This window comes from Oxalobacter aliiformigenes (genome assembly GCF_027116575.1).
Lineage (GTDB): Bacteria > Pseudomonadota > Gammaproteobacteria > Burkholderiales > Burkholderiaceae_D > Oxalobacter > Oxalobacter aliiformigenes.
Map to the genome: position 1 here is coordinate 1,165,559 of NZ_CP098252.1, position 26,512 is coordinate 1,192,070.

The following is a 26,512-nucleotide window of genomic DNA, read 5'->3' on the forward strand; positions in this document are numbered from 1 at the left end:
CGGGAATGGGTTTTTTGCGGTCGGGTATCGTTATGCCGGCCGGTTTTTCACGGCGGGTTGCCGGCAACCGGAAGCCGTTCTGTTGAACGGGAGGTTTGTGGGCCTTTTTCCGGATATTTTCCGGTTTTTGCGGGGGGATTTCATTTGTATGGTACTTGACTGTTTTTCCGGCAAAGGCAGCCGGTCAGATGGTCGTCGATGAAGCCGCAAGCCTGCAGATAGGCATGGCAGATGGTGGCACCGAAAAATCTGAAGCCCCGTTTTTTCATGTCCCGGCTCATGGCTTCGGATTCGGGGGAGGAGACCGGAATTTCGCCCAGTGTCCGGAAATGGTGGACAACCGGGTTTTTGCCGGGGAAAAAGGTGAGGATATAGTCGTGGAAACTGCCGAATTCTTTTTGCAGGGCGAGAAACAGTCTGGCGTTTGTGATGGCTGATGTGATTTTCAGGCGGTTTCTGACGATACCGTCGAATTGCATGAGCCGTTCGACGTCTTCGCCGGTCATTTGCGCAACCCGTGCGGCATCGAAATCGCAAAACGCCTGACGGTATCCTTCCCGTTTCCGGAGGATGGTGAGCCAGTTCAGTCCGGCCTGGGCGCTTTCCAGTACGAGAAATTCGAACAGTGTCCGCTCGTCCGTGACGGGTTTTCCCCATTCCTGATCGTGGTATTGTATGTAAAGCGCATCTGTCGCGCACCAGCCGCAGCGGCCGTTGATCAAGTCCTGTTTCGTCATGAGCGGGGCTTTGGGTTTGCAGGAGGTCTGTTTTTTCCGGGAGATGCAGGGGTTCCTCCGCCGTTTCGCGAAGGGGCTTGCCGTGACGGAAACCGGGAGAAAAAACGGGATTTCTCATACGGGTAATTGTATCCGATCGGCCGTTTCTCTTGTATTCGTTCGAATCCCGATATTCCGTAAAACCGGTGTGTCCTGCCCGTATTTTCGGGAATCTCGGGATTGGCTCCGGAAAAGCCGCATGCCCTGGCGAAAGCCGGGAAGGTGGTATGCCGCCGCTGCCCGGGAGGATGCGGTGCTTCCCTGCGGGGTTCGAAAAATTTTTTCAGTATGTCGGCCCTGTTTCTTTTGTCGATCAAACCGATCGTTCCGGTCACTTTTCCGTTTTCCTTCGCTACCCGGAAGTTTCCGCCCGGATCGATGCATTCTTTCCGGATGCGAAGCCGGGCCGGCTGGTTTTCGATACGGAACGGCGGGCGTGTTCCGTCGTTTGGGCCGTGCAGGACAAGAGCGATGATTTCATCGGTATCCGGCAAGGGGTACCGGCTGATTTCCATCGGGTCATTATCCGCGCTGGCGGTGCGATCCGGAGTGCCGGATCGGGGGATTTTTCTTCGTTCGGGCATGTTGACTATTATGCCGGTACCGGACTGTCTGGCAAGCGGTTTCCGTTTCCGGCCGGATTCCGGATGTTTTTGCGGTACCGTTTTCGTTGTATCGGTGCCGATCGGCGGGACGCCGTCCGGCCGAAAAAGCCAGTCACTGTTTCGCTGGGGGGCTGGTGAAAAAAGGGACGGGACGTTCCGGAAATGATGGGAACCTTGCGATAAAGTCCGCTGGAAAACAGCGGATTAAAGCGTGACAGAAGCTTGATGGTCGCACCCGTAAAGGGTGCGACGTCTTGAGTTTGACCCTGACACCTACAAACTCGTTGTTTCAATCCACGCACCCGTAAAGGGTGCGACCACAGGCAGGATTCCAGGCACAGCAAGACAAGCAGGTTTCAATCCACGCACCCGTAAAGGGTGCGACGTCTCAAGTCAGTTTGCCGGACTATATTTATTTGGGTTTCAATCCACGCACCCGTAAAGGGTGCGACGTTGACGAAGTGCTTCCCGGCGATACTGTCAATCTGTTTCAATCCACGCACCCGTAAAGGGTGCGACTAGGCCGTTTTGCAATGGTCTTTTTGCCAAAAGGTTTCAATCCACGCACCCGTAAAGGGTGCGACTCGTATGTCGTTGTCTTTGTGAAAACATCATCGTCCGGTTTCAATCCACGCACCCGTAAAGGGTGCGACTGCGCCTCTGTCAGGCCCGGTGAACCGGGCGTTTCAGGGGCATTTTTCGAGGACCTCTTCTTTTTCAGATGAAAATGAGGGAGATTTCCCGAAGGGTTTTTATTTTACGTGTGTTTTCAATGGTTTGGCAATGCGAGCATCTCACGGGGGAAGGCCTGTCCGCTTGGGGTGCCCGCATGTTACGGTTTGGTGAATGGTACAACGGTTTTTGGCCGGTGTTTTCGGACGGGTTCGCATCCGGGGATCAGCGCAGGCTGGCGTAGAGGTCGTAGAGCATGGCTGCGGTGATGGGGACGGGGTTATTTTTCAGGTTGGGGACAAGGCTTGCCGATACGAGGCGGTGCAGGTCGGTGTCGGTCAGTCCGTATCGGGTCAGTCCGGTTTTCAGACCGGTGCGGTATTTGAGTTCGGCGATGGCGTCGGCCATGTTGCCGGGGTCGGAAAAGCCGGTGGCGCGGGCCAGTTCGTTTAGGCGGCCGTCGGTGTCGGTGGTGGCGTTGATACGCATGAAGTGGTCGATGGTCAGGCCGCAGGCTTCGCCGTGGGGAATGCCGAGGTGGCTGGTCAGCGGGTAGGAACAGGCGTGGGCGGAGGTGGTGCCGGGCAGGGAGAAGGCCATGCCGGCGGTGACGGAGGCTTCGGCCATTTTTTCCCGGGCGAGCGGGTTGGAGGGTTCTTCGCAGGCCGTTTCCAGATACCGGAAGACGAGGCGGATGGCATGGATGGCGAGTGCGTCGCAGACGGGCTGGTGATGGATGTTCCAGTAGGCTTCGATGGCATGGCAGAGGACGTCCATGCCGGTGCAGGCGGTGATGTGTCTGGGGACGGTCCAGGTCAGTTCCGGGTCGACGAGGGCGGTGTCCGGGTAGAAGGCCGGGGTGTCCAGGGGCGTTTTGATGCCTTTTTCGTGGTCGGAGAGGACGGCGACGCGGGTGATTTCGCTGCCGGTGCCGGCCGTGGTCGGGATGGCGATCAGGGGAAGACGGTCCGGGGGCAGGGGGATTTTCCTGTCCAGATAGTCGCCGGCCGGCAAGGTTGCCGTGCAGAAAAGGGCGGCAGCCTTGGCACAGTCGAGGACGCTGCCGCCTCCGAGGGCGACGACGAGGTCGCAGGCGTTTTCCCGGATGGTTTTGATGCAGGCATCGCATTCCCTGATGTCGGGATTGGGGGAGATGCCGCTGTATGTGGTGACGAGTGTGCCGTCACTGTCGGTGACGAGCCGGGCAGCCAGTCCGTTTTTTTCGAAGGAGGGGGAGGTGACCAGGATGCCCCGTTTTTTCCCTGTCTGGCGGATTTCGTCTTTCAGACGGGTGATCATGCCGTTGCCGAAGTGGATGGTGACGGGTTGCCGGTAATGCCAGTTCATGGGGACCTCTTTTGCGATGTGGTGTCGGTTGCCGGGTGTCCGGCGGAAAGTTTATTGTACATCGCCGGTTTCCCGTCGGGGGCGTGGTGGGCAGCCCGCCCCCGACGGGGTTAGCGGCTGGCCGGGGTTTTCCGGTGGACGCGGTAGTAGAGCCAGATGACGCCGTTTTCGAGTTTGTCGGCGGAGATGAGTTCGAGGCTTTGTCCGGTGGCGGGCCGTTCGTCGTCGTTGCCGGTGTATTCGACGATGGAATGGATGCCGGCCAGTCCGTCGATACCGGGATAGATCATGAGGCTGAATTCGTCGATCAGGCCGTGTTTCAGGAACTGGCCGTTGACGATGCCGCCGCCTTCGAGGACGATCCGTTCGATGTTGAAGAGGGTGCCGATCTGTTCCATTGCGTTTTCGAGGTCGTGGCCGTCGGCGCCTGCGAAGAGGTAGGAAATGTCGTTTTCGCGCAGGTGGGTCAGGTAGGCCTCGGAGACGTTTTCACCCAGTACGGCGATGATGCCGGAATCCATGATGGTGTTCGTGTCGTAGAAGATTTTGCCGTGCGGGTCGAGGATGACGAGTTTGCGCGGGGCGGGGGAGAGCGCCAGATAGGGTTCGGGGCGGACGGCCCGGGGCAGGCCGGTGTGGTCGAAGGTTTTGGGGCAGAAGTGGATCTGGACGGTGTTGCGGCCGAGCATGTGTGCTTCGGGGGAGAGCCGTTCGCTGATGGTGTAGTAGGGGGCGAAAAGGATGTCGCGGTTTTTTCCGTCGAAGGGTTCGCTCCAGCGGTCGCCGTTCAGGCGGCCGTCGATGGAACTCATCATGTGACAGACGATTGTTGGGCGCATGGGGTTTCTCCGGTTGTGTGTTCGGTGGGTATTATAGGCACGATCCGTTTTTCTGTGTCGCCGCTTGTTGGAGGGGCGGAGAGAAAACGGGAACCGGGATGGCGGTTTTTTTGTTGCCGGCTGTGAGGTGGGGCGAGGTGCCGGGTATCCGGGGTTTTGTCCGGTTCCCGGGAGCGGGTGTCTGGTGCGGCAGGAGGAGGACCGGCGGGTCGCCGGCATTTTTCTGCGGTTTGATGTGTTATGGTACCGTTGACAGGGGTTCTGGAATGGTTTTGTCGTGCAGGGATACTGAATCCGGAAGTGTAATGAATCGGCCGGAGTCGATTGATTCGGTAAATCGCACGGTCCATCGCTCGAAGATTCTGTTTTGAGGGGGCTATACAGGCCGGTTTTCTGGCGGTCGGTATGGCGGAATCTCTGAAGTCGGGTATCTTCCGGGAATGGGAAGTCTTTGCGCTTTTTTCAGGGGGCTTTTGCGGAAGGTTTTTTTTTGCGTTTATGAAGGGCAGTGCCATAAGTGAAATGCGGTATATTCCGGTGTGGCGGGGGATGAGGAGGATTCCGGCAGGCGATCCCGCTTTTTCGGGGGTATGCGGACAGGGTGCCCTTTTCCGGCGGTGTCTCCGGATTGCGGAGCGAGGCCGGGCGGCTGGAGGAAGGTTCGGTCTGTGTCGGCAGGCGGGTTGCCGGAAGAGGATTGTGTTGCAGTGTTTTGCGGCGGAGTGTTTGCCGTTTGGAAGGGACAGGGATGGAAGAGGACGTTATGCGCAGGGTTTTCGGGGGACAGGTCTGTCTGGTTGCGCGGATGATGCCGGATGAGCGGCGGATTGCACTGGAGGAGGCAGTGGCGTTGTGGAGGCGGTCGGTGAGGGCGACGCACGCTTTTCTGACGGAAGAGGATATTGATTCGCTGGTGCCGTCGGTGATGGCGGGGTGGCTGGGGGTGCCGGAGTTGTGGAGTGTACGGGATGCCGCCGGGACGATGCAGGCGTTTATGGGGATCGGCGGGGAGATGCTGGAGATGTTGTTTGTCGATCCGGGATGGCGCGGGCGCGGTATCGGCCGTGCGCTGGTTGAACTGGCGACAGGTTGCCGCGGGGTGGTGCGGGTGGATGTGAATGAGCAGAATCCGCAGGCGGCCGGTTTTTATGAACGGATGGGGTTTTGTGTGACGGGGCGTTCGGAAACGGATGGTGAGGGACGGCCGTTTCCGCTGTTGCATATGGTGTGGTGTCCCGGCCGGTTCGGGGCAGGGTGACGCCTTGCCGGCGGTTGGGGGAAAACGGTTTTCCGTGGCCTTTCCGAAGTGCGGGGTGTCGGCGAAGAGGAGGATGTCGTGGAGTTGGCGCCAGTCGATTTGTCGCTTTTCCATGTCGTTATTATGGCGTGTTCCGGAGGTGGTGTGCGGTATGATGTCCAAAGGCGGCTGGCGATGGTTCGGCCGGGTGTGCGGGGGTTTTCGGGCGACAAGACGTGTTCCGGTGTGTGAAGGAAGGACATGAAAGGGGGATGGGGATGAAAGCGGGTTGGCTGTCTGTTGTGGTGTTGTCCGGGCTGGTGGCTTCGTGTGCGGTTTCCGGTGGAACCGATGGACGGATCGGTGGGAAGAAGGATGGACATGGCTGTCTGGCGGCGGCGGGGTATACGTTCAGTATGGTGCAGGATGCCTGTATCCGGGTGTTCGAGAGCGGCGTACGGGTGCAGGATGCGGGAGGACGCGACGGGTTGGCGTCTTTTGTGGTTTTCGGTCGGGACGGGGAACGGGCGGAGCTGTTTTTGCCGGATGAGGCGGGAAGTGTGGTGCTGGTTCGCCGGGGGCCGGTCTGGGTAAACGACCGCTTTACGTTGCGACAGGACAGGGCGGAGTGGGTGCTTGACAGGATGGGGGGCAGCCGGCCGTGAAAGTTCCGGAGGGTGGAGGATTGGCCAAAGCGCTGTTGTGCGGGTATGTCGGGAGCGGATGTTTCGGTATCGGCCAAAACAGGATCGCTGTGTGGTAGGCAGGGGACTTGGTTTGATCCGCCGGTTTTGTCTGGATTCTTGCCGTTCGGGGAGTGGAATGGTCTCTGCCGGTGCGGTGGTCTGGTTTGTCGCCGGAGGCAACGGAATCACGTCCGGACAAAACCGGAAATTCCGGACAATCGGGTTTCCGGGTTTTTATTGTCCGGTTACGGTGTCCGCAAAACAGGAAACGTTCGCCGGCTGTATAAAGAAGTTTCCGGGAACCTTGCGTGTTTCCGGGATATCGCTGGCCGGAACAATCCGGTGGCCATGAATGCCATCCGGCTCCGTTTCCTGTCCGGCCGGATGTTGCCGGTTCATTTTCCCGTTTGTCTTGCGTCCGGCATGGCATGTTTCCCGCTTTCCGGTCTCCTGCTCTTTCGGGCGGAATCAGTGCCGGGTCAGCAGTGTCACGAGCAGGGAGGCGGTCGCCAGGGTTGCGCCGACGGCGGCGACGCCTGTCCAGCCGGCGATCTGCCAGCCGGTTCCGGCGGAAAAGGTGCCCAGGGTGCCGCCGATGAAGAAGGTGGTCATGAAAACGGTGTTGACCCGGTTGGACGCCTTGGGGTTCAGTTGCATGACGCTGGCCTGATTGCTGAGCTGGATGCACTGGATGCCGATGTCGATGATGATGATGCCGGCGATCATGCCGGCGTAGGTGTCGCCGCCGAGCCAGAGCAGCCCCCGGGCCAGCAGGATGAGGCCGTCGCCGATGTAGTTGAAGTTTTTCAGGCCGACCCGGGTGACGTATTTGCCGACGGCGGAGGCGGTCAGGGCGCCGGCGATGCCGCACAGTCCGAGGATGCCGACGGTGTCGCTGTCGGCGTAAAAGGGAGCCTGTGCCATTTTGAAGGCCAGGGATGCCCATACGGCCAGAAACGAGCCGAAGGCCAGCGCGGCGCGCAGGGAACAGACTCTTAAGGCCGGATAGTCTTTGATCAGGGTGGCGAGGGAACGCATCAGGCTGCCGTAGGTGCCCTGGAAGTTCGGGCGGATGTCGGGCAGTACCTTGAGGGTGATGGCGGCGCAGACGATCATTAAGGCGGCGGCGATGAAGTACATGGCGCGCCAGCCCAGCCAGTCGCCGACGAAGCCCGAGATGACGCGGGAGGCGAGGATGCCGGTCAAAAGGCCGGACATGACGATGCCCACGTTGCGGCTTTTGTGTTCCGGGCGCGAGAATTGAGAGGCGATGGGGACGAAGATTTGCGGGATGACGGAACAGATACCGGTCACGAGCGAGGCGGCCCAGATGATGTAAATGCCGGAAGCCATGCCGATGGCGAGCAGGGAAAAGATGAGCAGGATGAAGTTGGTGAAGATGATTTTTTTCCGGCGGCAGAGGTCTCCCAGCGGAACGACGAAGAGCAGGCCGAGTGCATAGCCGATCTGGGCCATCATGGTGATGACGTTGGTCCTGAAACCGGTTTCGCCCAGATCGTGCCGGATGAGATTCAGCAGGGGCTGGTTGTAGTACTGGTTGGCGATGGTGACGCCTGCCACGATGGCGAGTGTCCAGAGGATGTGGGCCGGCAGTCCGGCGTTTTCTGTCAGGTTTTCGTGTGTCATATACTGTTTTTTCAGGGCGGCCGGCCTTTTGGCCGGTGTGTCTGCCGTAAAGTATGGCATTGTACAGGATATCCGTGTCCGTCTGGCAGGCCGGGGCGGGTGCGGGAAGGGGGATGGTGTGGCCTCGCGGGAGAGACCGTTTCGCGCGGGAGATTTGCGTTTTCCGGTTCTGTTTCGGCAGGAGGCGGGCGGATTTTCCAGGGGGGACGGGGTGGTTGCGGCCACAAAAGTGCCATGAATGTCCAAAAAAAGGTGGCGGCAAGATTATAATGACAGGGTGACATGACGTGTCGTGTCACGTTTTCCGGAAAAGTCCGGTGTCTGACGGGGCGGTTGTGCCGTTTTGCCGGGGATCGCATCCCGGTGGTCCCGAAATGTCCGGTTTTTCCGCCACATCGTAATTTGTCGCTGTATCGCCGGGGGTCGCGTCCCGGTAGCGCATGAAGCGGGCTGAAAGTCGCCGGTTGCCAGTGTCGCGTCTGGCCGGGTCGCTGAAAAAGCAGGGGTTGCGTCCTGTGCCGGTGTGAAAGAGGAATTTTTTGTCTTTCATATTAGGAGCGACAGATGCCAATATCATCTACCGACTTGCAGGAGCTGGGCAAATCCACGCTCGATGATTATCTCAAAAACGAACCGATCGATCAGGTTTCGGTCGATATTCCGCTTTTCAAGAAGCTGATGGAAAAGCGCAAGGAGTTTGCGGGGGCCAAGCAGAATGTGACGGTCAATATCCGCAAGTCCCATGATTCCAATTTTGCCTGGGCCTATGGCGAGGAACCGGTTTCCTTCAACAAGCGCAATACCGTTGAAAACGCCGCTTTTCCCTGGCGTCGTGCGGTGGACGGTTTTTATATCGCCCACGATACGCTGTTTGCCAACGGGATCAAGGTGCGGGAAGGTGGCCGCCGGGAATACAAGCTGGAGGTCAGTGAAAAGAACCAGTTGCTGAATCTTCTGGATGAGCAGACCGATGCGTTCCGTACCGGTTTTTCCGAAAAACTGTCGATGGAGCTGCACCGTGACGGAACGGCGTCGGAGGATGCCGTGACCGGGCTGGATGCGCTGGTTTCCCTGACACCGGAAACCGGTGTGGTGGGCGGTATCGACCGCGAGACGGCGACGTACTGGCGCAACAATGCCGCCACCGCGATTGCGGCTACGACGGCCGGTGCGCTGGCAACCGCGATGGAAGGCCAGTGGCGCCGCTGTATCCGCAATGGCGGTTCGCCGGACTTCATTCTGGCCGGTTCCGCTTTTATCGATGCCTATCGCCAGTATGGGGTGACGGTGACCAATAACGCCGATGCCGGCAAGGTCAAGCGGCTGGATGCCGGTATCGGTTCGGGTTCTTCGACCGGTTTGTATTTCAAGGGGGTCGAGATCATCTGGGATCCGCAGTTCGAGGCGCTGGATGCGCTGGAATCGCCGGCGATTCCCTGGGAAAAACGCTGTTATTTCATCAATACGAAGTATCTGGAATTGCACGACGACTCGATGGATATCGTGTCGCCGACCCGTCCGTATAACGTGCTGGCGTTGTACCAGATGGTGAACCTGCGTCTGGCGCTGGTGTTGAAACGCGCGAATGCCCATTCCGTCATGTCCATCGCGTAAGGCGCGGGGTTGACGGTCGCCGCCGGTTCCGGCGGCATTTTCTCCATTTTCAAGCGATAAGGAAAAGTGATGACTCCATTGTATGAAATCCGCATCCGCCGCGATGCACACACGGTGACGCCGGTTACGGTGCCGGAATATGAACTGCCGCTGTTGCAGGAAATTTTCGGGGCCGAGAACGTCCATAATGCCGACAGGAAACGGGTTGACGAGGCAGGTTGCGGAACGCCGGTCGGTTCGTTTCGGGCCAGTGAGGATGAATATGAGCGTTTCTGCGCCAAATATGGCGTCGAACGGGTGGAACAGGTTTTCGGAAAGGACAGGAAAGCGGTCAGGGTGAATGTGTCTTCCAGAAAGGAGACGGCCGGAAGCAGGAACAAGGGGGAATGATGAGTTACTTCATTTCGCGCGGCAATCTGGTTTCGGAAGTGGGAAACGGAGAGACATTCACGATTTCCTATCCTCATGGTACCAACAAGGGAACATTCGCCGGCAGTGCTGGCCACAAGATGTTGCTCGGGCAAAATACGCTGCTTGAGGCACCTTATTCGTTCGGCCTGACGTTCGGCACGGAAGACATCACGGTGACCAATCTGTCCGGCGCCGCGTTGCCGGAAGGGACGGCATATTATCTTGAACTCCAGACGGTCGGCGACACGGACCGGATACCGGGCATCAACCGGGCCATTTTCGCCAGGGTGGCTTACATCAATCTCGGGGCGCCGGTGGCGGCTGACAGTGATGCCATTGCAAAAAGCCAGACAGTCGGCGCCGGTGAAAACGCTGTATTGTCCATGACGGAACCGGATGTGCCGAGAAATATCGTCGCGGCATGGACGGGAACGGCGGTGGTGACCGTCAGGGGAAAGGACGAATACGGTCAGGACATGGCGGAATCGTCGGCGGCAGGCACCACATTCACCGGCAAAAAGGCGTTTTCCCGGATCGATTCCATTTCGGCCAGCGCTGCCGTGACCGGACTGACGGCCGGTACCGGCAAGGTACTGGGATTGCCGGTTTCCTTGCAGACAGAGGCCCATGTGCTTGGCGAAATCCAGGACGATGCGGCCGTTGCGACGAAAGGGACTTTTGTCGCCGCCTCAGCCGAAAAACCGGCCGCCACGACCGGGGATGTGCGCGGTACCTATACACCGGCTGCCGATCCGGACGGCAACAAGTCTTTCCGTCTTGTCATGGTGGTGACGGACCCGTCCTGGCGTGGTCTGGACCAGTTCGGGGGGTGATGTATGGCTCAGCCTCCTGCCTATAACCGGGAAAAGAATTTCACCTTGAACAGCGGCCGGGAAACGGATCATGCCGCCCTGAATGCGGAACTGGACAAGGCGTCGAACTCGATCAACGACATCCGGACGAATCTGGCGATTTTGCAGGCGGACGACGGGAAGTTGCGTCCGTCGGTGGTGACACCGGATTCGATCAGCGAGGAATTGAGAGTCTCGCTGGTGGAGGGTGTGGTGATGGATGCCCAGGCAATGCTTGATGAATCGAGGAAAGCCTCCGAAACGTCGAAATCGTCGGCAGAGAAGGCGAAAGAGAGCGAGACGAGGGCGGCGGCCAGTGAGAAAGCGGCCACGGCATCCTGGGAGCAGGCGCAGGCGATCGCCGGCGAAGTGCAGAAAAGGGCGGATGATATCGTTCAGACGGCCAGCGATCAGGCGAAGGAATATGCCCGGTCGGCACAGACGAGCGCACAGGAAGCCCGGTGCGTCTACGGAAAGATTGAAAAAAGGGCGGATGACATTGTGGAGGAAGCGGCACGGGAAGCGGAAAAACAGGCGCAGGCGTCAGCCGGCAGTGCCGCCAGTGCGGACCGGTCGGCAGAAGAAGCGGCGCTTCATGCGGCAATCGCCGGCCAGAGAGGCATACCGGTCGGGACTGTCGTGATGTTCACCGCGGCCGAGCCCCCGGCCGGTTACCTGAAATGCGATGGATCGGCAGTCGGGCGGGAAACCTGTCCCGAACTCTTTGCCGCCATCGGAACCACCTATGGAGAAGGCGATGGAGAGACCACCTTCAACCTGCCGAACCTGATCGGGCGGTTCGCCGAAGGCAGCGCGACACCGGGAACAGTGAAAGAAGCGGGATTGCCGAATTTGGTAGGATACAGTGATACAGTCGGGTTCAGTGACACGCGCTTTGAGCCAACAGGGTGTTTTTATCCGGCAGAGGAATGGAACGCAGGAACATTTAATATTGTAGAAAAAACGGGTACGGCAGGGGCTAATGTAGTTAGATTTGATGCATCTCACGGCAACCCCACCTACGGCAAAAGCGACACCGTCCAGCCGCCGGCCCTGACCCTGTTACCCTGCATCAAGGCCTTCGATGCGGCAGTCGATTCCGGCCTGATCGACATAACGGAACTGGCCAACGAAGTGGCCGGAAAAGCCGATACAAACCTGTCCAATCTCAGCGCGACGGGAAAGGCGAAAGCAGCCCGCCTGGCGATGCCGTCTGGTAACTATGTGGGACTTTCCATACCAGTTACTAATACAGACGTTACGGCTCCTGCTGACGGTTATTTCTATTCAGTAATATTTGCTACGGCTGCTTCAAACGGATACATGAATTTTATTAATCGGTCTACCGGGTTTGGAGTTATGAGCAATGTTCCGGCAAGTAGCGCTGAAAAACATTTTATGCCAGTAAGAAAAGGTGACGTCGTTCGCGTTGAATACAACAATCTGTCAGAAGAAACGACTTTTGGATTCTTTTATGCAGAAGGGAGCCAGCCATGAAATACGGGATTGTTGAAAACCACCAATTCATCCTGATCGATGAAGACAGGCAAAGGCTGGAGAATACCTTGCCCTTCATGCCGCAGTATTCGGTCGAACAAATCGGAACATACGATGAAGACCAGATCGAGCAGGGCCATGACGGCACATGGTACGAAAAAGGCCATGCGCCGCAAAGACCGCTGGAAGAAGCCAGAACGGAAAAACTGGCTGAACTGGAAGCGGCTTTCGATACCGCATTGCGGGAAGCGCATTGCACCTCATCGGTCGGGTTCGAGATCGATGCGGATGAAACGGCGAACCGGAATGTGTCCAGTCTGATCGTGGCGATGGAAGCGAACGGGGAAGACAGTGTGCTTTTTTGTGCGTATGACAATACTTTTCATGAAGTCACTCTGGATCAGCTCAGGATCATGCAGATCGAGATCATCACACATGCCCGGGCTGTTTATGCCAGAAAGTGGGCACTGCGTGAAGCTATTGAGGCAGCGCAATCGGTGGTGGAACTGGAATCGCTTTCCATCAGTTTTTCGGAGGAGAATGAATAATGGCACAACCCCCATCCTATGAGAGGCAAAAGAATTTTGCGGATGATTTCGGCAACGAGACAGATCATTCGGCGCTGAACGCCGAACTGGACAGGGCATCGAACTCGATCAACGACATCCGGACGAATCTGGCGCTCGTTCAGGCCGACGACGGGAAAATCCGGGCCTCATCCATCACGACCGATTCACTCGATCAGGAAGTGCTGGACTACGTACAGGAAAAAGCACTGGCCGGAGCCAATGCAGTAGCCGATGCGGCAACAGCCATTGCCCGAGAGGCGCAACAGCATGCGGCAAGCGCGGTGCAGACGGCGTCCGACGCGGTGGACAAGTCGGAAGAGGCAGTTGCGACAGCCGAAGCCGCGCAGACACAGGCACAACAGGCTGAAAGCAAGGCGGCTCAGGCCCTTTCCGAAACCGCGCAAATCGACAGCAAGGTAACAGCGGCAGTCGATGAAGCCCTGCACGACGCCATCATCCCCGGTCTGACACCGGAGACGATAGCCGGAGCGCTGGGCTACATACCCTATGATGCGGAAACCAACAACAAAGACTTCGCGACATCGGCGGAAGTGGCAGAGGCCATCTCGGAAATCCCCGAAGTTGACATCATGTCGGGAGCGACATCCTCCGGAAACGGAACATCCGGAACCGTCCCCCCGCCAATGGCAGGAGACGAAGATAAGGTTCTTGCAGGCGACGGGACATGGAAAAAAGTGTCGGAATTGCCGGAAACAGCGGCCCATCTGTCAGATAAAAACAACCCGCATGCCGTGACAAAAGAACAACTGGGACTCGGTAATGTAGAAAACAAATCATCAGCAACAATCCGTTCTGAACTGAACTCTTCGGAAGTGATAGCGGCATTGGGTTTTACCCCTTACGATTCCAGCAATCCCGGTGGATTCATCACATCCGCAGGAAACGCGAACTATGCCAATTCCGCAGGCTATGCCAACTCGGCCGGATCGGTAGGAGGCATATCGACCCCCGTGTCGAGAGATACCGGAGCCGGAGGCGTCGGAACTTTTCTTTATGGAAAAGGGGGAGAGGTAGCACTCAACGGAACTACCAGTGCCGTTTACGGCATATGTGGATTCCTTGACTCCAGCGCTTCAGCCTTGGGTAAACAAACTCAACGGTATGGCGGCACATGGCGCAATATTGGTGCAAATAATATCTGGTCCGAAGGTATCACCATGTGGCAACGAATAGCGTAAGGAAATGCCATGAACATCATCGAAGCGAAAAATCCGAAATACATTGCTGCCGACAAAAAGATCATCCAGCTGGAAGTCAAATTCGAAGAAATACAGGACATGGGATTTCTGCCATTCGGTGCTACGGAAGATGACGTCGAAGCACATGGCCGTGAATTATACCGGCGGGCCCTGTCCGGAGAATTTGGTGAGATTGAGGAATTCGTCCGTGATCTGGAAACAGAACGGGCGAACAAACTCTCGGAATTATCAACGGCTTTTGAGGACGCCTCCGAAATGGCTCATCTGACCAGTTCGCTCGGATTCGAAATCGACGCCAACGAAACCGCCAACCGTGACATCGAAGGCCTGACACTGGTCATGAGCGACACCGACACCACCCTGTTTTGCGATTACAACAACCAGTTCCACGAGGTCACCAGGGCACAACTGGAAACCATGAGACGTGAAATCGTCGCCAACAGCCAGCGGCTGTATCAGATCAAATGGCAATACCGCTCACTGATCGAAGCGGCCACCACAGTGGATGAACTGGACGCCATCACCATCCGCTTCGACAAGACGGAAGGGGAAACAGATGAACATGTCCAGACGGTGTAAACAGATCCCCATCGCCATCGACCAGCTCGTCAACACGATCTGTGGAGGCTGGGCGGACGAAACCATCTCGTCGGTGGCGTGGAGAAAGAGGCACGAGGGAAAAGGGTGGGGGTTGCTGCGAAAAATGATCGATAGCCTGTTCTTCTGGCAAGAGAACCATTGCGAAAGCGCGTACCTGTCCGAAAAGAACCGCTTGCAGTGCCCGCCGGAGTTGAGGGGGGAATCATGATTGGATCGATGGTGACGTCGATGCAGGTGGCGGTCGGTCTGCTGGTGTTGCAGCTTGCCGGGCTGGTCTGGTTCGGGTATCGCCTGCTGGCGGCTTTGGAGCGGATCGGCAGGACGGTCGCGATAGCGAAAAAGGATATGCAGGAGGGACTTTTTTCCGTGCAGGATCGCATGGACCGGCTGGAAAACCGCTGCATGATGGTCAATCTGGGAAAAGGAGAAGAGGCATGAACGGTCTGATCCAGCGGCATCGTACGTTGGGGGAATTGCTGGCCGAGCTGAAAGCGCGTCTGGGATTTGTGGCGCAGGGGCCGGCTTCGAACAATAACAATCCGCTGATGATTTCGTTTCTCCAGGAAGCGCATGAATATGTTTACGATCAGCTCAATCCGACCCCCATGCGCAAGAAAACAGTCATCAGTCTGGAGCAGGGGTCGTATCTGTATGACTGGCACAACGATACCGAAGACGAGAATATCGATCCGGGACTGGTGAGATCGGTCTGGCTGATCGATGGGAAAATGCGGATACCGCTTTCGCAGGGCATTTCGGAGAAAGACCGGGAAGACGAGGGGCGCGCCATGCCGGAAAAGTACGATACGTTAAACGGGCAGATCGAGCTCTGGCCGGTGCCGGATAAGTCGGGATACGGACTGCTGGTGGAATATATCGCCTGCCGTCCCCGGTTCGCGCGGTCGTCCGACCGTCCGGGTGTATCGGACAGGCTGGTGCTGCTGTATGCGCTGGTGAGTGCCAAGGCGCATTTCCGTCATCCGGATTCCCAGTCGGTGGCGGCGCTTTTCAATGCGCAGATGCGGCGCGAGCGGGTCAGGCAGCATGAAAACCGCCGGTATTTCATCAACGGGGGATACCGTTCGGAAAGGACGGTGACCGGAGAAGGTGGCGATTACCGTTTCATGGCGGGGTGAGGTATGGCGACGATTACGTTTAACAAGTTCGATCTGGGAATCGATTTGCGCAAGTCGGCGGCAGTCTCTGACGCCAACCGTTTGCGGGAAATGAAAAATGCCTATGTCACGACCGGTCTGGCCACGGCCAAGCGTCCCGGTTTCGTGAAAATCGCGACGCTGGAGGCCGGGACGAAAGGACTGGCTGCCGCGCTGGGCAAGTTGCATACGTTTTACGGCGGGCCGGATGAAATCGTTCATGAAAATCCGCTGTTTCAGGCGGAAAGACTGGTGTGCGCCGAAGAGGTGACGGACGATGAAAACAGTGAGACATCCCATGTCGCCGTACACAGGGCGGTCACGGATGTCCATTATGTCGATGTGTTCAACGGTTATCTGTACGTTTCGGCCCAGCACGGCGATGTGTGCCGGCACCATTATCTGGGAGACGATGAAATCACCCAGATCACCGATGCGAATTGTCCGCATACCCGGACAGCGATCAAGACGGCCTCGAAGATTTTTTCGATTTCGCCGGACGGATCGACGGTCCGTTATTCGAAGACGGGCGATCCGACGGTCTGGACGGAAGCGGATGATGCCGGCTTTCTGCCGACGGGTTTAAATGCACTGGGCAACCGGGAAGCGAACGCATTGGGGCTTTACCGGGGCAATCTGGTCGTTCTGATGCGGGACGGGGCACAGGTGTGGGTGGTCGATCCCGATCCGACGGCGATGAGTCTGGCCGAGACGGTCGAAAATGTCGGTTCGTCTTATCCGCAGTCACTGGCGACGGTTGCCGGCGATCTGTATTTCCTGTCGGATTTCGGTTTCCGCTCGATCACCACACAGCAACTGGTGGCCCGTCTGGACGATCTGGATATCGGTTCGCCTGTCGATACGCTGGTCAGGCCGGTTTTGCAGAAACTGGAAAGCACGCCGAAGGCGGTGTATTTCTATGGAACCGGACAGTATCTGTGCGCCATCGACCGGCAGATGTTTGTGTATTCGGTATCGAGAACGTCGAAGATCGCGGCCTGGAGCCGGTATGAACTGCCTTTCACGGTCGATGCGATGGATGAACTGGACGGGGTGCTGTATCTGCGCAGCGGCGACGATGTGTACCGGCTGGATGAGGAGTCGCATACCGATGACGGGCAGGAATATGAAGTGATTCTGGAATTGCCGTACATGAATTTCAAGGCGCCGGGGGTGCTGAAACGGGTTTATGGCGTCGATCTGGTGATGCAGGGGGAATGCTGTTTTTCCATGCGCTTCGATGTCCGCAATGTGGAAGCGGTAACCGATGAGGTGCGGGTCGTGGGCAATACCTATGGGGGTGGCCTGATTCCGCTGGAGGTGACGGGAACCGAATTCGCGCCCCGTTTCCGGAATCTGACCGGAGAACCTTTCCAGCTGGATGCGCTGACGATTTATTACGAACCGCTGGGGGTATTGTGAATCTGGTGTTTGTACGGCCCGAAGAGGTGGACACGGTCTGGGCGGAAGTGGCTCCGGAGTTCGGACGGGTGGTTGAAAAGGCCATTCATGGCGAATTCACGACGGAGGATTTGTACAGGCTGGCGCGCGATGGCCGGATAACGGTCGGTGTGGCGCGCGAGAAAGGGGAAGTCGTTATGGTCGTGGCGTTCGAATTTGTCTTTTATCCGTCGGCTACGGCAGTCAATGTGCTGGCGATGGCCGGCCGGCGTCTGGCGGCGTTCATGCACCGGTTTTTGCCCCTTTTCAGGGGATTTTGCAAAAAGGCGGGGGCGGACTGGATCGAGTGTCAGGTTTCGCCGGCGATGGAGAGGATGCACCGTCGTTACGGGTTTGCGACGGTTTACCGGAGTTTGAGAATGAATGTGAAGGAGGAATCATGTTAATACCGACAAAGTTCAACGGTTTCGTCGAAAGCCGCAGACTCTATTTCAAGGGCGGTGGTTCCAGTGATGCCAGAAAAATGGAGCAGGAACGGCAGGCCCGTGTCGATGCGGCGGTCAAGGCGATCAACGACATTTTCGATCCGCAGCCGTATGTGACGGTCGATCTGGACAACAGGGTGACGAGTTACGATCCGTCGCAGACGTATTATCTGGCGGACGGCAGTGTGTTCGATCCGACATCGACCCGGACGGAGATAAAACGGACGCATCACTGGGGAAGCGGTGCCAAACCGTTCGAGGGCCGGTACACGACGTATGATCCGGTGACGGTGACTTATACGGACTGGGACAAGATCAACAACGCGATTGCCAGCGGGGCATTGTACGGTTCGAAAACCGTGACACCGGATGGGCGGGAAAAACTGTACGAAGACCAGCGCGATGCCGTATACGAAATCAATTCCAGGGAAGTGAACCGCCAGTATGGCGATGCGGAACGGAACAACCGTTTCGGGCTGGCCCGCCACGGGCTGATGGGCGGTTCGGCCGATGTCGATTCCAATGCCCGGCTTCAGGAAATCACCAACGAGGGGTTGATGAAGGCCAGCGGTATTGCCGACAGTGCGGCCGCCAGTCTGAGAGCGAAAGACGAAAGTGCCAGACAAAGCCTGATTTCGATGGCACAGTCCGGTATCGATACGGGAACGGCGCAGAAGATGGCCATGGAGAGTCTGGATTCGACATCGCAGGAAGCGCAGGGTGCCCGGAGCGGGGCCTCCGTCGGCGATCTTTTCGGCGGACTGAGCCAGGCCTATTTGCGTTACAACAATCTGGACGGAAGCGGGACGAACCTGTTCAATACGGGCAATCAGGGCAGTTCTCTTTCGACGCGCAGTTCTTATGGCGGAAATACCAGCCGGTCATGACAGAAAGGAAGGATGGTTATGTGGGGAGCAATTGCAGCGCTGGTCGCTTCGGCGGCCTTGCAACAGATAAACAGCAGTATGGCGGTGTCGCGGCAGAATCAGGCGACACGGGATGCCCTGAAACGCCAGCGCGACTATCAGATGAGGGCGGAAAAGATCGTGATGGATAATGCCGATGATTACCGGCAGGATACGCGTGAACAAAACCAGAACAAAATCGCGGAAGAGATGACCGGAAATTATTACCGGCCGGTCGAAACCGCCCAGACAGCTCATGCCGAAGCGGCCACGACCCAGGGGAATGTGTCGTCGGACTATCGGCAGGCAAAAACGGCCTCCGATGCGAACCAGCTGAATACGGCAAGGGAACTGGCCGGACTTTTGGGACGGCAGAACAGTGCATACCGCTTGCGGCAGAACGAGGCGATCAAAATGGCGGACAATGCCAGCGAGATTTCCCGGATCAACAATTTCGCCAATGGCATGTATAACGTCGATCGGCTCGCCATTCAGGAAGCCGGACAGGCGAATCCGTTTTTGCAGCTCGGCTCCAGTATTTTGGGGATGTATGGTACCTCGGCCCTGGGAAGTGCTGCGGCGGGAGCGACCGGATCGGTCACGGGTACGTCAGCCGGTACTGCCCTGACCGGTAAATCCGGTGTGGGCCTGCTGGATTCCGGTTTTGCGAATACGCTGAAAAAACGGGGCGAAATATACGGGAGGGGTGGCTTTCGGATAACGGTTCGCGGGCAGGGAGGTTGTCCGTACGACATCCGGGATGATTTCGGGGGAGATCGGCCGGTGTCAGGCCGGGGCGACAAGGATATCCGGGAGGAGACGGGAAAAGCGGTCCGGCACCCGGCGGAAGCTGCCGCCGGTTTTTTGGGGATGACATGACCGGCAACCGGATTTCCACAGGAACAGCGATGACAGCGGTCTCGGGAAAAAGCGTCGGGCGATTCGGACAGAAAACAGGGGGCAGGAAATGCGGTTTCGTGCCGTCCGGATTGTCCGCTCAGGTGTTCAGCCGAGGTGGCCATTGCCGGCCAGTCCGTTTCCTGCCGGCTGTTTCGTGCGGTGGGAAAAAGGATCGTGAAAATGGCGGAAAAAGGGAGAAATGGATGGCTTGCGGGGAAAATGGCGGCGGATTCTCTCCGTTTTTGCTTTGAGAAGATTCGCCAAACGGGTAAAATACACACTGTATCCGTATCCGACAGCTACATTCATGATGCTTTCCTTTTTCAGGAAGTCCGTTTTTCTCGCCGCGATCTTTTCCGGCATTCTGCCTGTATCCTCTGTTTCGGCCAGTTCCGGCGATGCCGCCCTGATCGATCCCGTTCTGGAAAATACGCCTTTGCCGGATTACCAGTATGCCCCCGGAGGACGGGATACTCCCAGATCCTTGCTGGCGCTGGTTGATGGACAAAAAAACGGCGCCCAGTCGGAAGAAGCTCTGTTGCGCAAGCAGAAAGTGGAAGATGTACTGCGCCGCAATCCGGATATGCCGGAGTACATGAAAAGGGCCTATCGTGCCTATCAGGAAACGGGTGACCGGAACATCCGCCGTTTTGCGCAGGCTGCTTCCGAGTTCCAGAAGCAGGAATTGCGTGAGCAGCTGATGCAGCATATCGACGATCCGGAAAAACTGAACCGGATAATGTCCGCCCTCTACGGAAAACCGTATGCGCCGTACAGGGCTATCGGACAGAGCGGGTATGTCGTCAATCAGGAAACGGGAGAAATCCTGAGAGGAAACAGGACGCTTTCCGGGGCCTATGACCGGAAACTGTCGGCGCAGACGTCCGGAAAACAGGGAGCTTCGCGCAGACGGGAATCGTCCCGGAGCCGGACGTACCGGGAAGACCGTCATGGCGGCCCGTCGCAGAGCATGAAGGACGATTATCTGAAAGCCCGGAAGCGGGCCGTTGATGCCAATCGCCCGGATCTGGTGGAAGAGCTGGACAGGGCGGCGGCGAGAAACGGTTTTTTCGACTGAACCGGTCACGGCTATGTCATTGATCTGGAATGTTTTTTCCGATCTTCTCTTTTTTTGCGTTCCCGCAAGGACTCTTTTGCCGAAACGGTTATTCTGAACACCTGCTTTACTCTATCTGCCATATTTCTGCTCTTTCCTCTTGCCGCGCAGTCTGCGCGGTTTTTTTGTACCTTCCGCCTTCGTTTTCTCCTGTCGCCGGGTATTTCCGTTTCCCGGTTTTCTGACTTTGTCGAACCTTATATGGTCTTCTCTGTGATGGTGAATCACGTTCCATGATGGAAATCGCGTTTTCTGAGTATTGCAAACCATAAAGTGTTACAAAAGTGCCATGAAAGTCCTTATAGGGTCTGAATGTGGAGTATAAGTAATGGAGTTCATTACTGGAATACGGAGAATAGATGAATAGCAAATTCAGGGAACAACCCGAGACGGATCCGCTCGCCCGGAAGTGGAGTGAACGGGTGACGCAGGCGCGTCGTCACTGGGACAGGTTCCACCGGCGTATCCGGCATAACCGGCAGATCGTTTCCGGACTGGACTGGAACCGCGATCCGTCTGATGACGGGTTTTACATGCATCGGGCCAATCTGATCCACAGTACCATCATGGGGATTTTGCCGGGGATTTATGCACGCAATCCCGAGATTTCCGTCAAGCCGCAGCACGCTTCGCGCGATCTGAAGCTGTTGTGCAAGACGATCGAGACGGTGACGAACCGTTATCTGGAAGACGCCGGACTGAAGCAGCGGGCCAAGGCGACGGTCAGGGCGGCGCTGACCTGTTCGTTCGGTGTCCTGAAGGTGATGTATCAGCGGGAAATACATTCCGACCCGTTGATTCATGCCCGTATTCAGGATTCGCAGGACAATCTGGTGCGTGCGCGGGGCCTGTCGATGCAGTGGCGGGAGAACGGTCAGGGCGCCGATGCCGACAGCAGGAAGGAGGAGATCCGGCAGACGGTGGCCGCGGTGGATGAAAAGGCCGAGGTCGGACGTACGGAAGGATTGGTGATCGATCGTGTCATGACGGAACATCTGCTTGTCGATCCGGCCATCGCGGAGTTCTGGGATTACGAACAGGCGGACTGGATGATCCAGACAGTGCCGATGAAAAAGGCGGTGGCCGAGGGCTTGTACGGGTTCTGTCTGGACAGGGCGACGGTTTACCGCCATCAGGGCGAAGTGACCGGAAATTCCGGACGCCTTTTCGAGGGAGTGCGTCCGGAAGCGGGGGATGATTCGCAAATTTGTGTGCTGGAAATCTGGGACAAACAGACACAGCGCGTTTACACGATGGCGGAAGGGTGCGATTTCTGGCTGCGTGATCCGTACAGTCCGCCGAAAGTCGGCGAGCGCTGGTATCCCTTTTTCCTGCTGCCGTTCCAGACGGTGGACGGCTGTTTTGTGGGGCCGTCCATCGTCGATCTGACCGAGCGGCTGCAAAACGAGCATAACACGGTACGTGACCGCTACAACGAGCATCGCGATCTGATCAAGCCCGGCTATATCGCCAGTGCGGAGGTGAACGAGCGGACGCTGAAACGGTTTTCCGATTCGGAGCTGGGAGAAATCACATTGATCGATTCGGATGGCCAGCCGATCCAGCAGGCGATCATGCCGAAATCGTATCCGCCGATCGATCCCGCTGTATACGATACGTCGGCCGTGCGGGTTGACTGGGAAATGGTCACCGGTCTTCAGGATGCTTCCCGCGCGTCGGTCGTCAAGCCGAAAACGGCCACGGAAGCGAATATCCTCCAGCAATCCCTGTCCGGTCGCATTTCCGAATTCCGGGATCAGGTCGAGGATTTTCTCCAGCAGATCGCGCAATACACGGCGGAAATCCTGATTCAGGAACTGGATGTGAAACAGGTCGAGCAGATCATGGGACCTCACAAGACGGGGTTGCTGCCGGTTTCCGGTTCGGGGGAGTTGCCGGTACAAGGGATTGTCGAGCTGGCCTATGACTGGCCGCAGTTGTCCAAGGACGAGATTTTCCGGCTGGTCCAGCTGAAAATCCGCGCGGGTTCGACAGGTATCCCGGACGATCTGGACAGGCAGGAATCCTGGACGCGACTTTTGCCCGTCATACAGCCTCTGATCGGCCAGATCATGCAGTTCCAGCTGGAGGGTGTCAATCCGACTGCGCTGATCGCTTTGCTGAAGGAAACGGTTCTGCGTTTTGATGACAAACTGGATCTGGATGAATTCGTTCCCGATCTGGACAGGAAAGTGGCCCGGGATAAGGCAGCCGTATCGGCCGGGCAAGGAGTGGAGGGCGGTAGCGGGACACAGCCGGTACCGGTTGTGTCCGGCGGTAATGACGGCAATGGTACCAGTGCGATGCCTCAGGCTGATGTGGCTGGCGGCCAGTCGGGATTGCCGGACGATCCGGCCGGAAATGGCAGCGCTTTTCCGGGGCAACGGGCGGCGGCAGAAACCGGTAATGTCCGGGTGCCGCCTGCAAGCGGGCATGAACGACTGTCGCCGGTTGCCGCACAGTATTTGCCGCCGGTATGGCGCCAGTGGCTGGAGCGCGAAGCGGGACAGGCACCGGCCGAAATGGCGGGGATGCCGGGGCCGGAAGTGGAAACGGGGTTGCGGACGGCGACATCCGGAGAAGGAGTGCCCGTTGCGGAGGCTGCCGGACAGAAACTTCTGGAAGCGGTTGTGCCGATGGTGGAAGAACTGTTGGCGAAAGGCAGGCGAAACGGACGCGGTGGGACGCGGAATCACGCGCTAAAAGAGCGCGAAAACCGCGCGGCCCCGAAAGAAAAACGGGATTGAAGCGGGAAAAGACAGGTCGCCCGGCCGGATAAACGGGATCGTGTTCCGGCGATGGTGCCGGTCGAAACAGAAAACGGGAAAAAAGGAGTCCGAATGAAAAACAGAAAAACAGGTAAACAGAATGGGCCGGTTGCCGGCATGACCGATCGGGATGCACCGGAAAACAGTCCGGTCGCCGCAGGGGAAGCGAAGTGTCCTGCCGGTACGGGCGAGGAGATCAATATGGTGCAGGAAACCAGGGCAAGCGATTCGCCGGCCGTGCAAAAGCTGATTGAAGAACTGACCGTTGCCGGAGAAGACGATGCATTTGCCGGGCAGCGGAAAACGCCTGATCCGGCTGTTTCCGGGGAAGGCGTTTCCGGTGGCGAAGGCCAGCCGGATCCGCTGGAACAGGCGGAAGAAGAACTGGTGAAAAACGCGCGTTCGGAAAGAAGCCGCGAACGTATCCGTTCGATCATTGCGGCGCGCCGCGATGCGGAATCGCGACTCGAGTATTATGAAACAGCCGTCAGACGCTTCAGACAGATGCTTTCTGACACCGGCATGGATATGGGGGATATCGCCGCTACCCTGCATTACGGAAAGCTGGTCGCCAGCGGCGATCCGCATCTGATGCATTGTGCGCTGGATATCTTGAATCATGAAAGGGAATCCCTCTGCCGCCGTCTGGGCATTGCGGAACCGGGAGTCGATCTGTTTGCCGATGTACCGGAGATCCGGGAGGCTGTGGAACGCCGGGAGCTGAAAATGGAACATGCGCTGCGTCTGGCCAATCTGGAACGGGCCGAGCGCGCCGCCCGTGAAAGGTCCCGGGCAGAAGCCGAAAAGGGACGGCGTGCCGTCGAGCTTTTCTCCGATATCGCCGATTTCATGAAAACGGTGGGAGCCAGCCTCCAGCCTTATGCGTCGGAAGCGGATCATCCCCTGAAGATGCAGAAAATTTTCGAGTACATGCTCGCACCGGGCTGGGCAGACGATTTCGTGGCCAATGTGCCGCGATCCATGTGGGCCAAGCATGTGAAATATCTTTATGACAATCTGGCGTTGCCGGCATCGAAACCGGTCATGATGCCGCAACCGCTGAGAAGTTCTCCCGTGGTGGCCGGCCAGATCTCGGACAATCCGGGGATGTCCAGTGCCGAACGGATCATGCGCCGTATGGACGAAATGGGCCTGTAAACGGGATCGGGTACCGGGAATTTTGCGCGGATTGCCGGAAAGGGACGTGAAAAGCCTGAAAAAGGGAAAACGGGCGGAGAAAAACGGATGCTTCCGTTTTTCTCCACCGGTATGCCGGATTTCCGGTGAAACGGGTTGCGGGAAACCGTGCCGGGTATGGACAGGAAGAAATCATTGAAAAAGACATGTCATCAGACGGTGCGAATTTCACGGGCCGGTAGCGGGATGGGGCAGGCGTTGTGCCTGTCTGTCCGGAACCGTCCGTTCGGGACAGACGGGTACGATACCGGAAAACGGGTTCACGGGGATGGAAAAGAAGGTGTGTTCTGGCTGAATCGCTTATACGGAGTGTCTTTTCTGCATCCTCTGCTGGTTTTTCTGCAAAGCGGTGAGGCGGGAAGCGCGGGGCTGTCGGTGGCGGAACGACTGGAGGCGGAAATGGGACGCCGGAGCGGTTCCGTCAAGGGGGAGATTCTCTGGGAAATACTGAAAAACGGACTGGGCATGGCGGTTGCGGCACGGCTGATCGCCGGACTGGATGGTATCGGTGCGCTGGGACTGTATGGTGACCGGATTGTCGCCCGTTTTGTTTCCCGGCGGGGAAAGCAGGCCGGTTTTTGGCCCGTGTGCCGCCGGCAACCGGCCGGCATGTCCGGCAGCGACGGGCGGGAAATCCGGGAAGCCGTGCATGGGTGCCGGAGGCATATTGCGGACAAAGAGGGAGAAACGGGTTGATGGAAGGTGAAAAAACGTTGAACAGGGACGGGCGTGATATACAGGGCATGGCGGAAAAAGGGGAAGATGGGACATCCCTGACCGCCCGGCAGCGCCGCTTTGTCGATGAGTATCTCGTCGATCTGAACGCCACGCAAGCAGCGGTTCGCGCCGGATACGCGCCATCCGGGGCGCGCCAGCATGCCAGCCGGCTGCTGGCCCGGGAAAACGTGAAAAAGGCGGTGGCGGACGCCATGAAAAGACGGCAGGAAAGAGTGGAACTGACCGCCGACGAGGTGATCGGGGATTTGCGGGAATTGCGCGATATCTGCATGGGGCGCAAACCGGTGAAAGTCATGACGATTGTCAAGAATGCCCGGGAAGGAACCGCCGAACCGGTGGAAGTGGAAGGCATGATGTTCGAGCCGGCGGCGGCCAACCGGGCGCTGGAAATGCTGGGCCGGCATATGCGTCTGTTTGCCGACAGGATGGACGTGACGTCGAACGGCCAGTCTCTGCAATCGGGCGTTTTGCTGGTTCCGGCGGTCATGTCGGAAGAAGAGTGGACGGAAAGTGTCCGGCCGCGAAAATGACTGCCTGTCCGGATATCGGCCGGCAGGTGTCGGGGCGGGTTCTTTTTTGCCGGGGCCGGGCCTGTACCGGCATGGTCTGTCTGCTTCGGCCGGCAATGGACGGAAGTTTTCCCGCATGGAAAAGGGGAAGGGCGGAAAAGCCGCTTTGCCGGCTTTCCACAGACAATGAAAGGAATGTGACGATGAATATGGATGATATGTATGGAGCGATGATCGCGAAGTTGCAGGAAATCGCGGCCCGGCGCATCAACGATTACCGGATGTCGGCCGGGGTGTTTCCCCGGCAGGGACTGGAACTGGCCGGCAGTCAGGGCGGCCAGTTGCCGGGGCCTGAAGCGGCGCGGGCCATGCGTGGATGGGCGGCCCGCCAGAACGCGGGCGGTACCGTGCGTGACTGGCTGCATGAAGGCGGCATGATGCAGCAGCGGATGCAGTATCCGCAACCGGTTCCGGCCCGTGGAAGGCACCCGGAGAGTGTCCGCGAGATACCGGCCGGTTCGACCCCGTTGTCCCGCCTGTCCGACCGGATCGAGGAAATGGGGCTGGTCGAAACTGGTGCCTTTTCCGGCGGGAATGCCGCGTTGCCGGCGGACAATCCGGGGCGCCGCGTGTCATATGACGATCCGCGTCTGGTCAGGTTCCGTATGGCGGCCGGTTATGGCGACGGGGACGGCTTTTACGGCTGAGGGACGCAAACGGGCTGTTGTCGTCGGCCGGGGACGGAACGGGAAAACGGAGGGGAAATG

30 protein-coding genes and 1 CRISPR repeat array are annotated in these 26,512 nt (G+C 57.9%); of the genes, 23 read left to right on the forward strand and 7 right to left on the reverse strand.

What is annotated here, in order from left to right; all coding sequences use genetic code 11:
* Positions 1-140: 140 nt before the first annotated feature.
* The 4 genes from NB647_RS05350 to NB647_RS05365 form a co-directional block, all read right to left on the reverse strand.
* Positions 141-737, reverse strand: a complete 597-nt coding sequence (locus NB647_RS05350) for a DNA-3-methyladenine glycosylase I (RefSeq protein ID WP_269282226.1) — start codon at positions 735-737, stop codon at positions 141-143.
* Complete coding sequence (locus NB647_RS05355; RefSeq protein ID WP_269282227.1) at positions 734-1,360, reverse strand: hypothetical protein; 627 nt, start codon at positions 1,358-1,360, stop codon at positions 734-736. Before NB647_RS05355 ends, NB647_RS05350 begins: the two co-directional genes overlap by 4 nt.
* Before the next feature lie 307 nt (positions 1,361-1,667).
* A CRISPR array of direct repeats spans positions 1,668-2,034; the repeat unit is 32 nt; unit sequence GTTTCAATCCACGCACCCGTAAAGGGTGCGAC.
* Positions 2,035-2,278: 244 nt separating this feature from the next.
* Entirely contained in the window at positions 2,279-3,400 is a 1,122-nt protein-coding gene (locus NB647_RS05360; RefSeq protein ID WP_269282229.1) for an iron-containing alcohol dehydrogenase family protein, read from the reverse strand.
* A 110-nt stretch (positions 3,401-3,510) separates the two neighbouring features.
* Positions 3,511-4,239, reverse strand: a complete 729-nt coding sequence (locus NB647_RS05365; protein WP_269282231.1) for a dihydrofolate reductase family protein — start codon at positions 4,237-4,239, stop codon at positions 3,511-3,513.
* Between the two features lie 748 nt (positions 4,240-4,987).
* Between NB647_RS05365 and NB647_RS05370 the strand changes: the two genes are divergently transcribed.
* The 3 genes from NB647_RS05370 to NB647_RS05380 all read left to right on the forward strand — a co-directional run bounded on the left by NB647_RS05370 (position 4,988) and on the right by NB647_RS05380 (position 6,141).
* On the forward strand, positions 4,988-5,497 hold the full coding sequence (locus NB647_RS05370) for a GNAT family N-acetyltransferase (protein ID WP_332880324.1): 510 nt from the start codon (positions 4,988-4,990) through the stop codon (positions 5,495-5,497).
* A 78-nt stretch (positions 5,498-5,575) separates the two neighbouring features.
* Entirely contained in the window at positions 5,576-5,728 is a 153-nt protein-coding gene (locus NB647_RS05375) for a hypothetical protein (protein ID WP_269282232.1), read from the forward strand.
* Between the two features lie 26 nt (positions 5,729-5,754).
* Positions 5,755-6,141, forward strand: coding sequence for a hypothetical protein (locus NB647_RS05380; RefSeq protein ID WP_269282233.1), 387 nt, complete (start codon positions 5,755-5,757; stop codon positions 6,139-6,141).
* 489 nt (positions 6,142-6,630) lie between these two features.
* Here NB647_RS05380 and NB647_RS05385 read toward each other — a convergent pair whose 3' ends face one another.
* Together NB647_RS05385 and NB647_RS05390 are read right to left on the reverse strand one after the other, a co-directional pair.
* Positions 6,631-7,809, reverse strand: a complete 1,179-nt coding sequence (locus NB647_RS05385) for an MFS transporter (RefSeq protein WP_269282235.1) — start codon at positions 7,807-7,809, stop codon at positions 6,631-6,633.
* 295 nt (positions 7,810-8,104) lie between these two features.
* Positions 8,105-8,359: a hypothetical protein gene (locus tag NB647_RS05390; RefSeq protein WP_269265615.1), complete on the reverse strand. Its 255-nt coding sequence runs from the start codon at positions 8,357-8,359 to the stop codon at positions 8,105-8,107.
* Positions 8,360-8,373: 14 nt separating this feature from the next.
* On the opposite strand from NB647_RS05390, the gene NB647_RS05395 reads away from it, so the two are divergent.
* From NB647_RS05395 to NB647_RS05460, 14 genes are all read left to right on the forward strand, one after another.
* Positions 8,374-9,423 carry a phage major capsid protein gene (locus NB647_RS05395; RefSeq protein WP_269265616.1) on the forward strand — a complete coding sequence of 350 codons (1,050 nt, stop codon included), beginning with the start codon at positions 8,374-8,376 and terminating at the stop codon, positions 9,421-9,423.
* A 69-nt stretch (positions 9,424-9,492) separates the two neighbouring features.
* A complete protein-coding gene (locus NB647_RS05400) occupies positions 9,493-9,813 on the forward strand; it encodes a hypothetical protein (RefSeq protein WP_269265617.1) in 321 nt (106 codons plus the stop codon).
* Entirely contained in the window at positions 9,813-10,667 is an 855-nt protein-coding gene (locus NB647_RS05405) for a hypothetical protein (protein ID WP_269282236.1), read from the forward strand. Before NB647_RS05400 ends, NB647_RS05405 begins: the two co-directional genes overlap by 1 nt.
* A gap of 3 nt (positions 10,668-10,670) precedes the next feature.
* A complete protein-coding gene (locus NB647_RS05410) occupies positions 10,671-12,182 on the forward strand; it encodes a tail fiber protein (protein ID WP_269282238.1) in 1,512 nt (503 codons plus the stop codon).
* Complete coding sequence (locus NB647_RS05415; protein WP_269282240.1) at positions 12,179-12,730, forward strand: DUF4376 domain-containing protein; 552 nt, start codon at positions 12,179-12,181, stop codon at positions 12,728-12,730. The genes NB647_RS05410 and NB647_RS05415 overlap by 4 nt, the downstream gene beginning before the upstream one ends.
* Entirely contained in the window at positions 12,730-13,950 is a 1,221-nt protein-coding gene (locus NB647_RS05420; RefSeq protein WP_269282242.1) for a hypothetical protein, read from the forward strand. Before NB647_RS05415 ends, NB647_RS05420 begins: the two co-directional genes overlap by 1 nt.
* A gap of 9 nt (positions 13,951-13,959) precedes the next feature.
* A complete protein-coding gene (locus NB647_RS05425; protein WP_269282244.1) occupies positions 13,960-14,550 on the forward strand; it encodes a DUF4376 domain-containing protein in 591 nt (196 codons plus the stop codon).
* Positions 14,534-14,779: a hypothetical protein gene (locus NB647_RS05430; protein WP_269282246.1), complete on the forward strand. Its 246-nt coding sequence runs from the start codon at positions 14,534-14,536 to the stop codon at positions 14,777-14,779. Before NB647_RS05425 ends, NB647_RS05430 begins: the two co-directional genes overlap by 17 nt.
* Positions 14,776-15,009: a hypothetical protein gene (locus tag NB647_RS05435; protein ID WP_269282248.1), complete on the forward strand. Its 234-nt coding sequence runs from the start codon at positions 14,776-14,778 to the stop codon at positions 15,007-15,009. The genes NB647_RS05430 and NB647_RS05435 overlap by 4 nt, the downstream gene beginning before the upstream one ends.
* A complete protein-coding gene (locus NB647_RS05440) occupies positions 15,006-15,707 on the forward strand; it encodes a phage adaptor protein (protein ID WP_269265627.1) in 702 nt (233 codons plus the stop codon). The genes NB647_RS05435 and NB647_RS05440 overlap by 4 nt, the downstream gene beginning before the upstream one ends.
* A 3-nt stretch (positions 15,708-15,710) precedes the next feature.
* Positions 15,711-17,147 (forward strand): hypothetical protein, encoded by a 1,437-nt coding sequence (locus NB647_RS05445; RefSeq protein ID WP_269282250.1) that lies wholly within the window; start codon positions 15,711-15,713, stop codon positions 17,145-17,147.
* Positions 17,144-17,572 (forward strand): hypothetical protein, encoded by a 429-nt coding sequence (locus tag NB647_RS05450; RefSeq protein ID WP_269265629.1) that lies wholly within the window; start codon positions 17,144-17,146, stop codon positions 17,570-17,572. Before NB647_RS05445 ends, NB647_RS05450 begins: the two co-directional genes overlap by 4 nt.
* A complete protein-coding gene (locus NB647_RS05455) occupies positions 17,566-18,498 on the forward strand; it encodes a hypothetical protein (protein WP_269282252.1) in 933 nt (310 codons plus the stop codon). Before NB647_RS05450 ends, NB647_RS05455 begins: the two co-directional genes overlap by 7 nt.
* 18 nt (positions 18,499-18,516) lie before the next feature.
* Positions 18,517-19,395 carry a hypothetical protein gene (locus NB647_RS05460; RefSeq protein ID WP_269282253.1) on the forward strand — a complete coding sequence of 293 codons (879 nt, stop codon included), beginning with the start codon at positions 18,517-18,519 and terminating at the stop codon, positions 19,393-19,395.
* Between the two features lie 126 nt (positions 19,396-19,521).
* Here the strand turns inward: NB647_RS05460 and NB647_RS05465 are convergent, their stop codons facing one another.
* Positions 19,522-19,725, reverse strand: a complete 204-nt coding sequence (locus tag NB647_RS05465; RefSeq protein WP_269282255.1) for a hypothetical protein — start codon at positions 19,723-19,725, stop codon at positions 19,522-19,524.
* Here NB647_RS05465 and NB647_RS05470 point away from each other — a divergent pair.
* From NB647_RS05470 to NB647_RS05495, 6 genes are all read left to right on the forward strand, one after another.
* On the forward strand, positions 19,724-20,494 hold the full coding sequence (locus NB647_RS05470; protein WP_269282256.1) for a hypothetical protein: 771 nt from the start codon (positions 19,724-19,726) through the stop codon (positions 20,492-20,494). The genes NB647_RS05465 and NB647_RS05470 overlap by 2 nt on opposite strands.
* Positions 20,495-20,892: 398 nt before the next feature.
* On the forward strand, positions 20,893-23,280 hold the full coding sequence (locus NB647_RS05475; protein WP_269282258.1) for a hypothetical protein: 2,388 nt from the start codon (positions 20,893-20,895) through the stop codon (positions 23,278-23,280).
* A 93-nt stretch (positions 23,281-23,373) separates the two neighbouring features.
* Positions 23,374-24,459 (forward strand): hypothetical protein, encoded by a 1,086-nt coding sequence (locus tag NB647_RS05480; RefSeq protein WP_269282260.1) that lies wholly within the window; start codon positions 23,374-23,376, stop codon positions 24,457-24,459.
* A 198-nt stretch (positions 24,460-24,657) separates the two neighbouring features.
* A complete protein-coding gene (locus NB647_RS05485) occupies positions 24,658-25,194 on the forward strand; it encodes a hypothetical protein (protein ID WP_269282262.1) in 537 nt (178 codons plus the stop codon).
* Entirely contained in the window at positions 25,194-25,766 is a 573-nt protein-coding gene (locus NB647_RS05490; protein ID WP_269284742.1) for a terminase small subunit, read from the forward strand. The genes NB647_RS05485 and NB647_RS05490 overlap by 1 nt, the downstream gene beginning before the upstream one ends.
* Before the next feature lie 182 nt (positions 25,767-25,948).
* Entirely contained in the window at positions 25,949-26,452 is a 504-nt protein-coding gene (locus tag NB647_RS05495; RefSeq protein WP_269282264.1) for a hypothetical protein, read from the forward strand.
* The last annotated feature ends 60 nt before the right edge of the window (positions 26,453-26,512 follow it).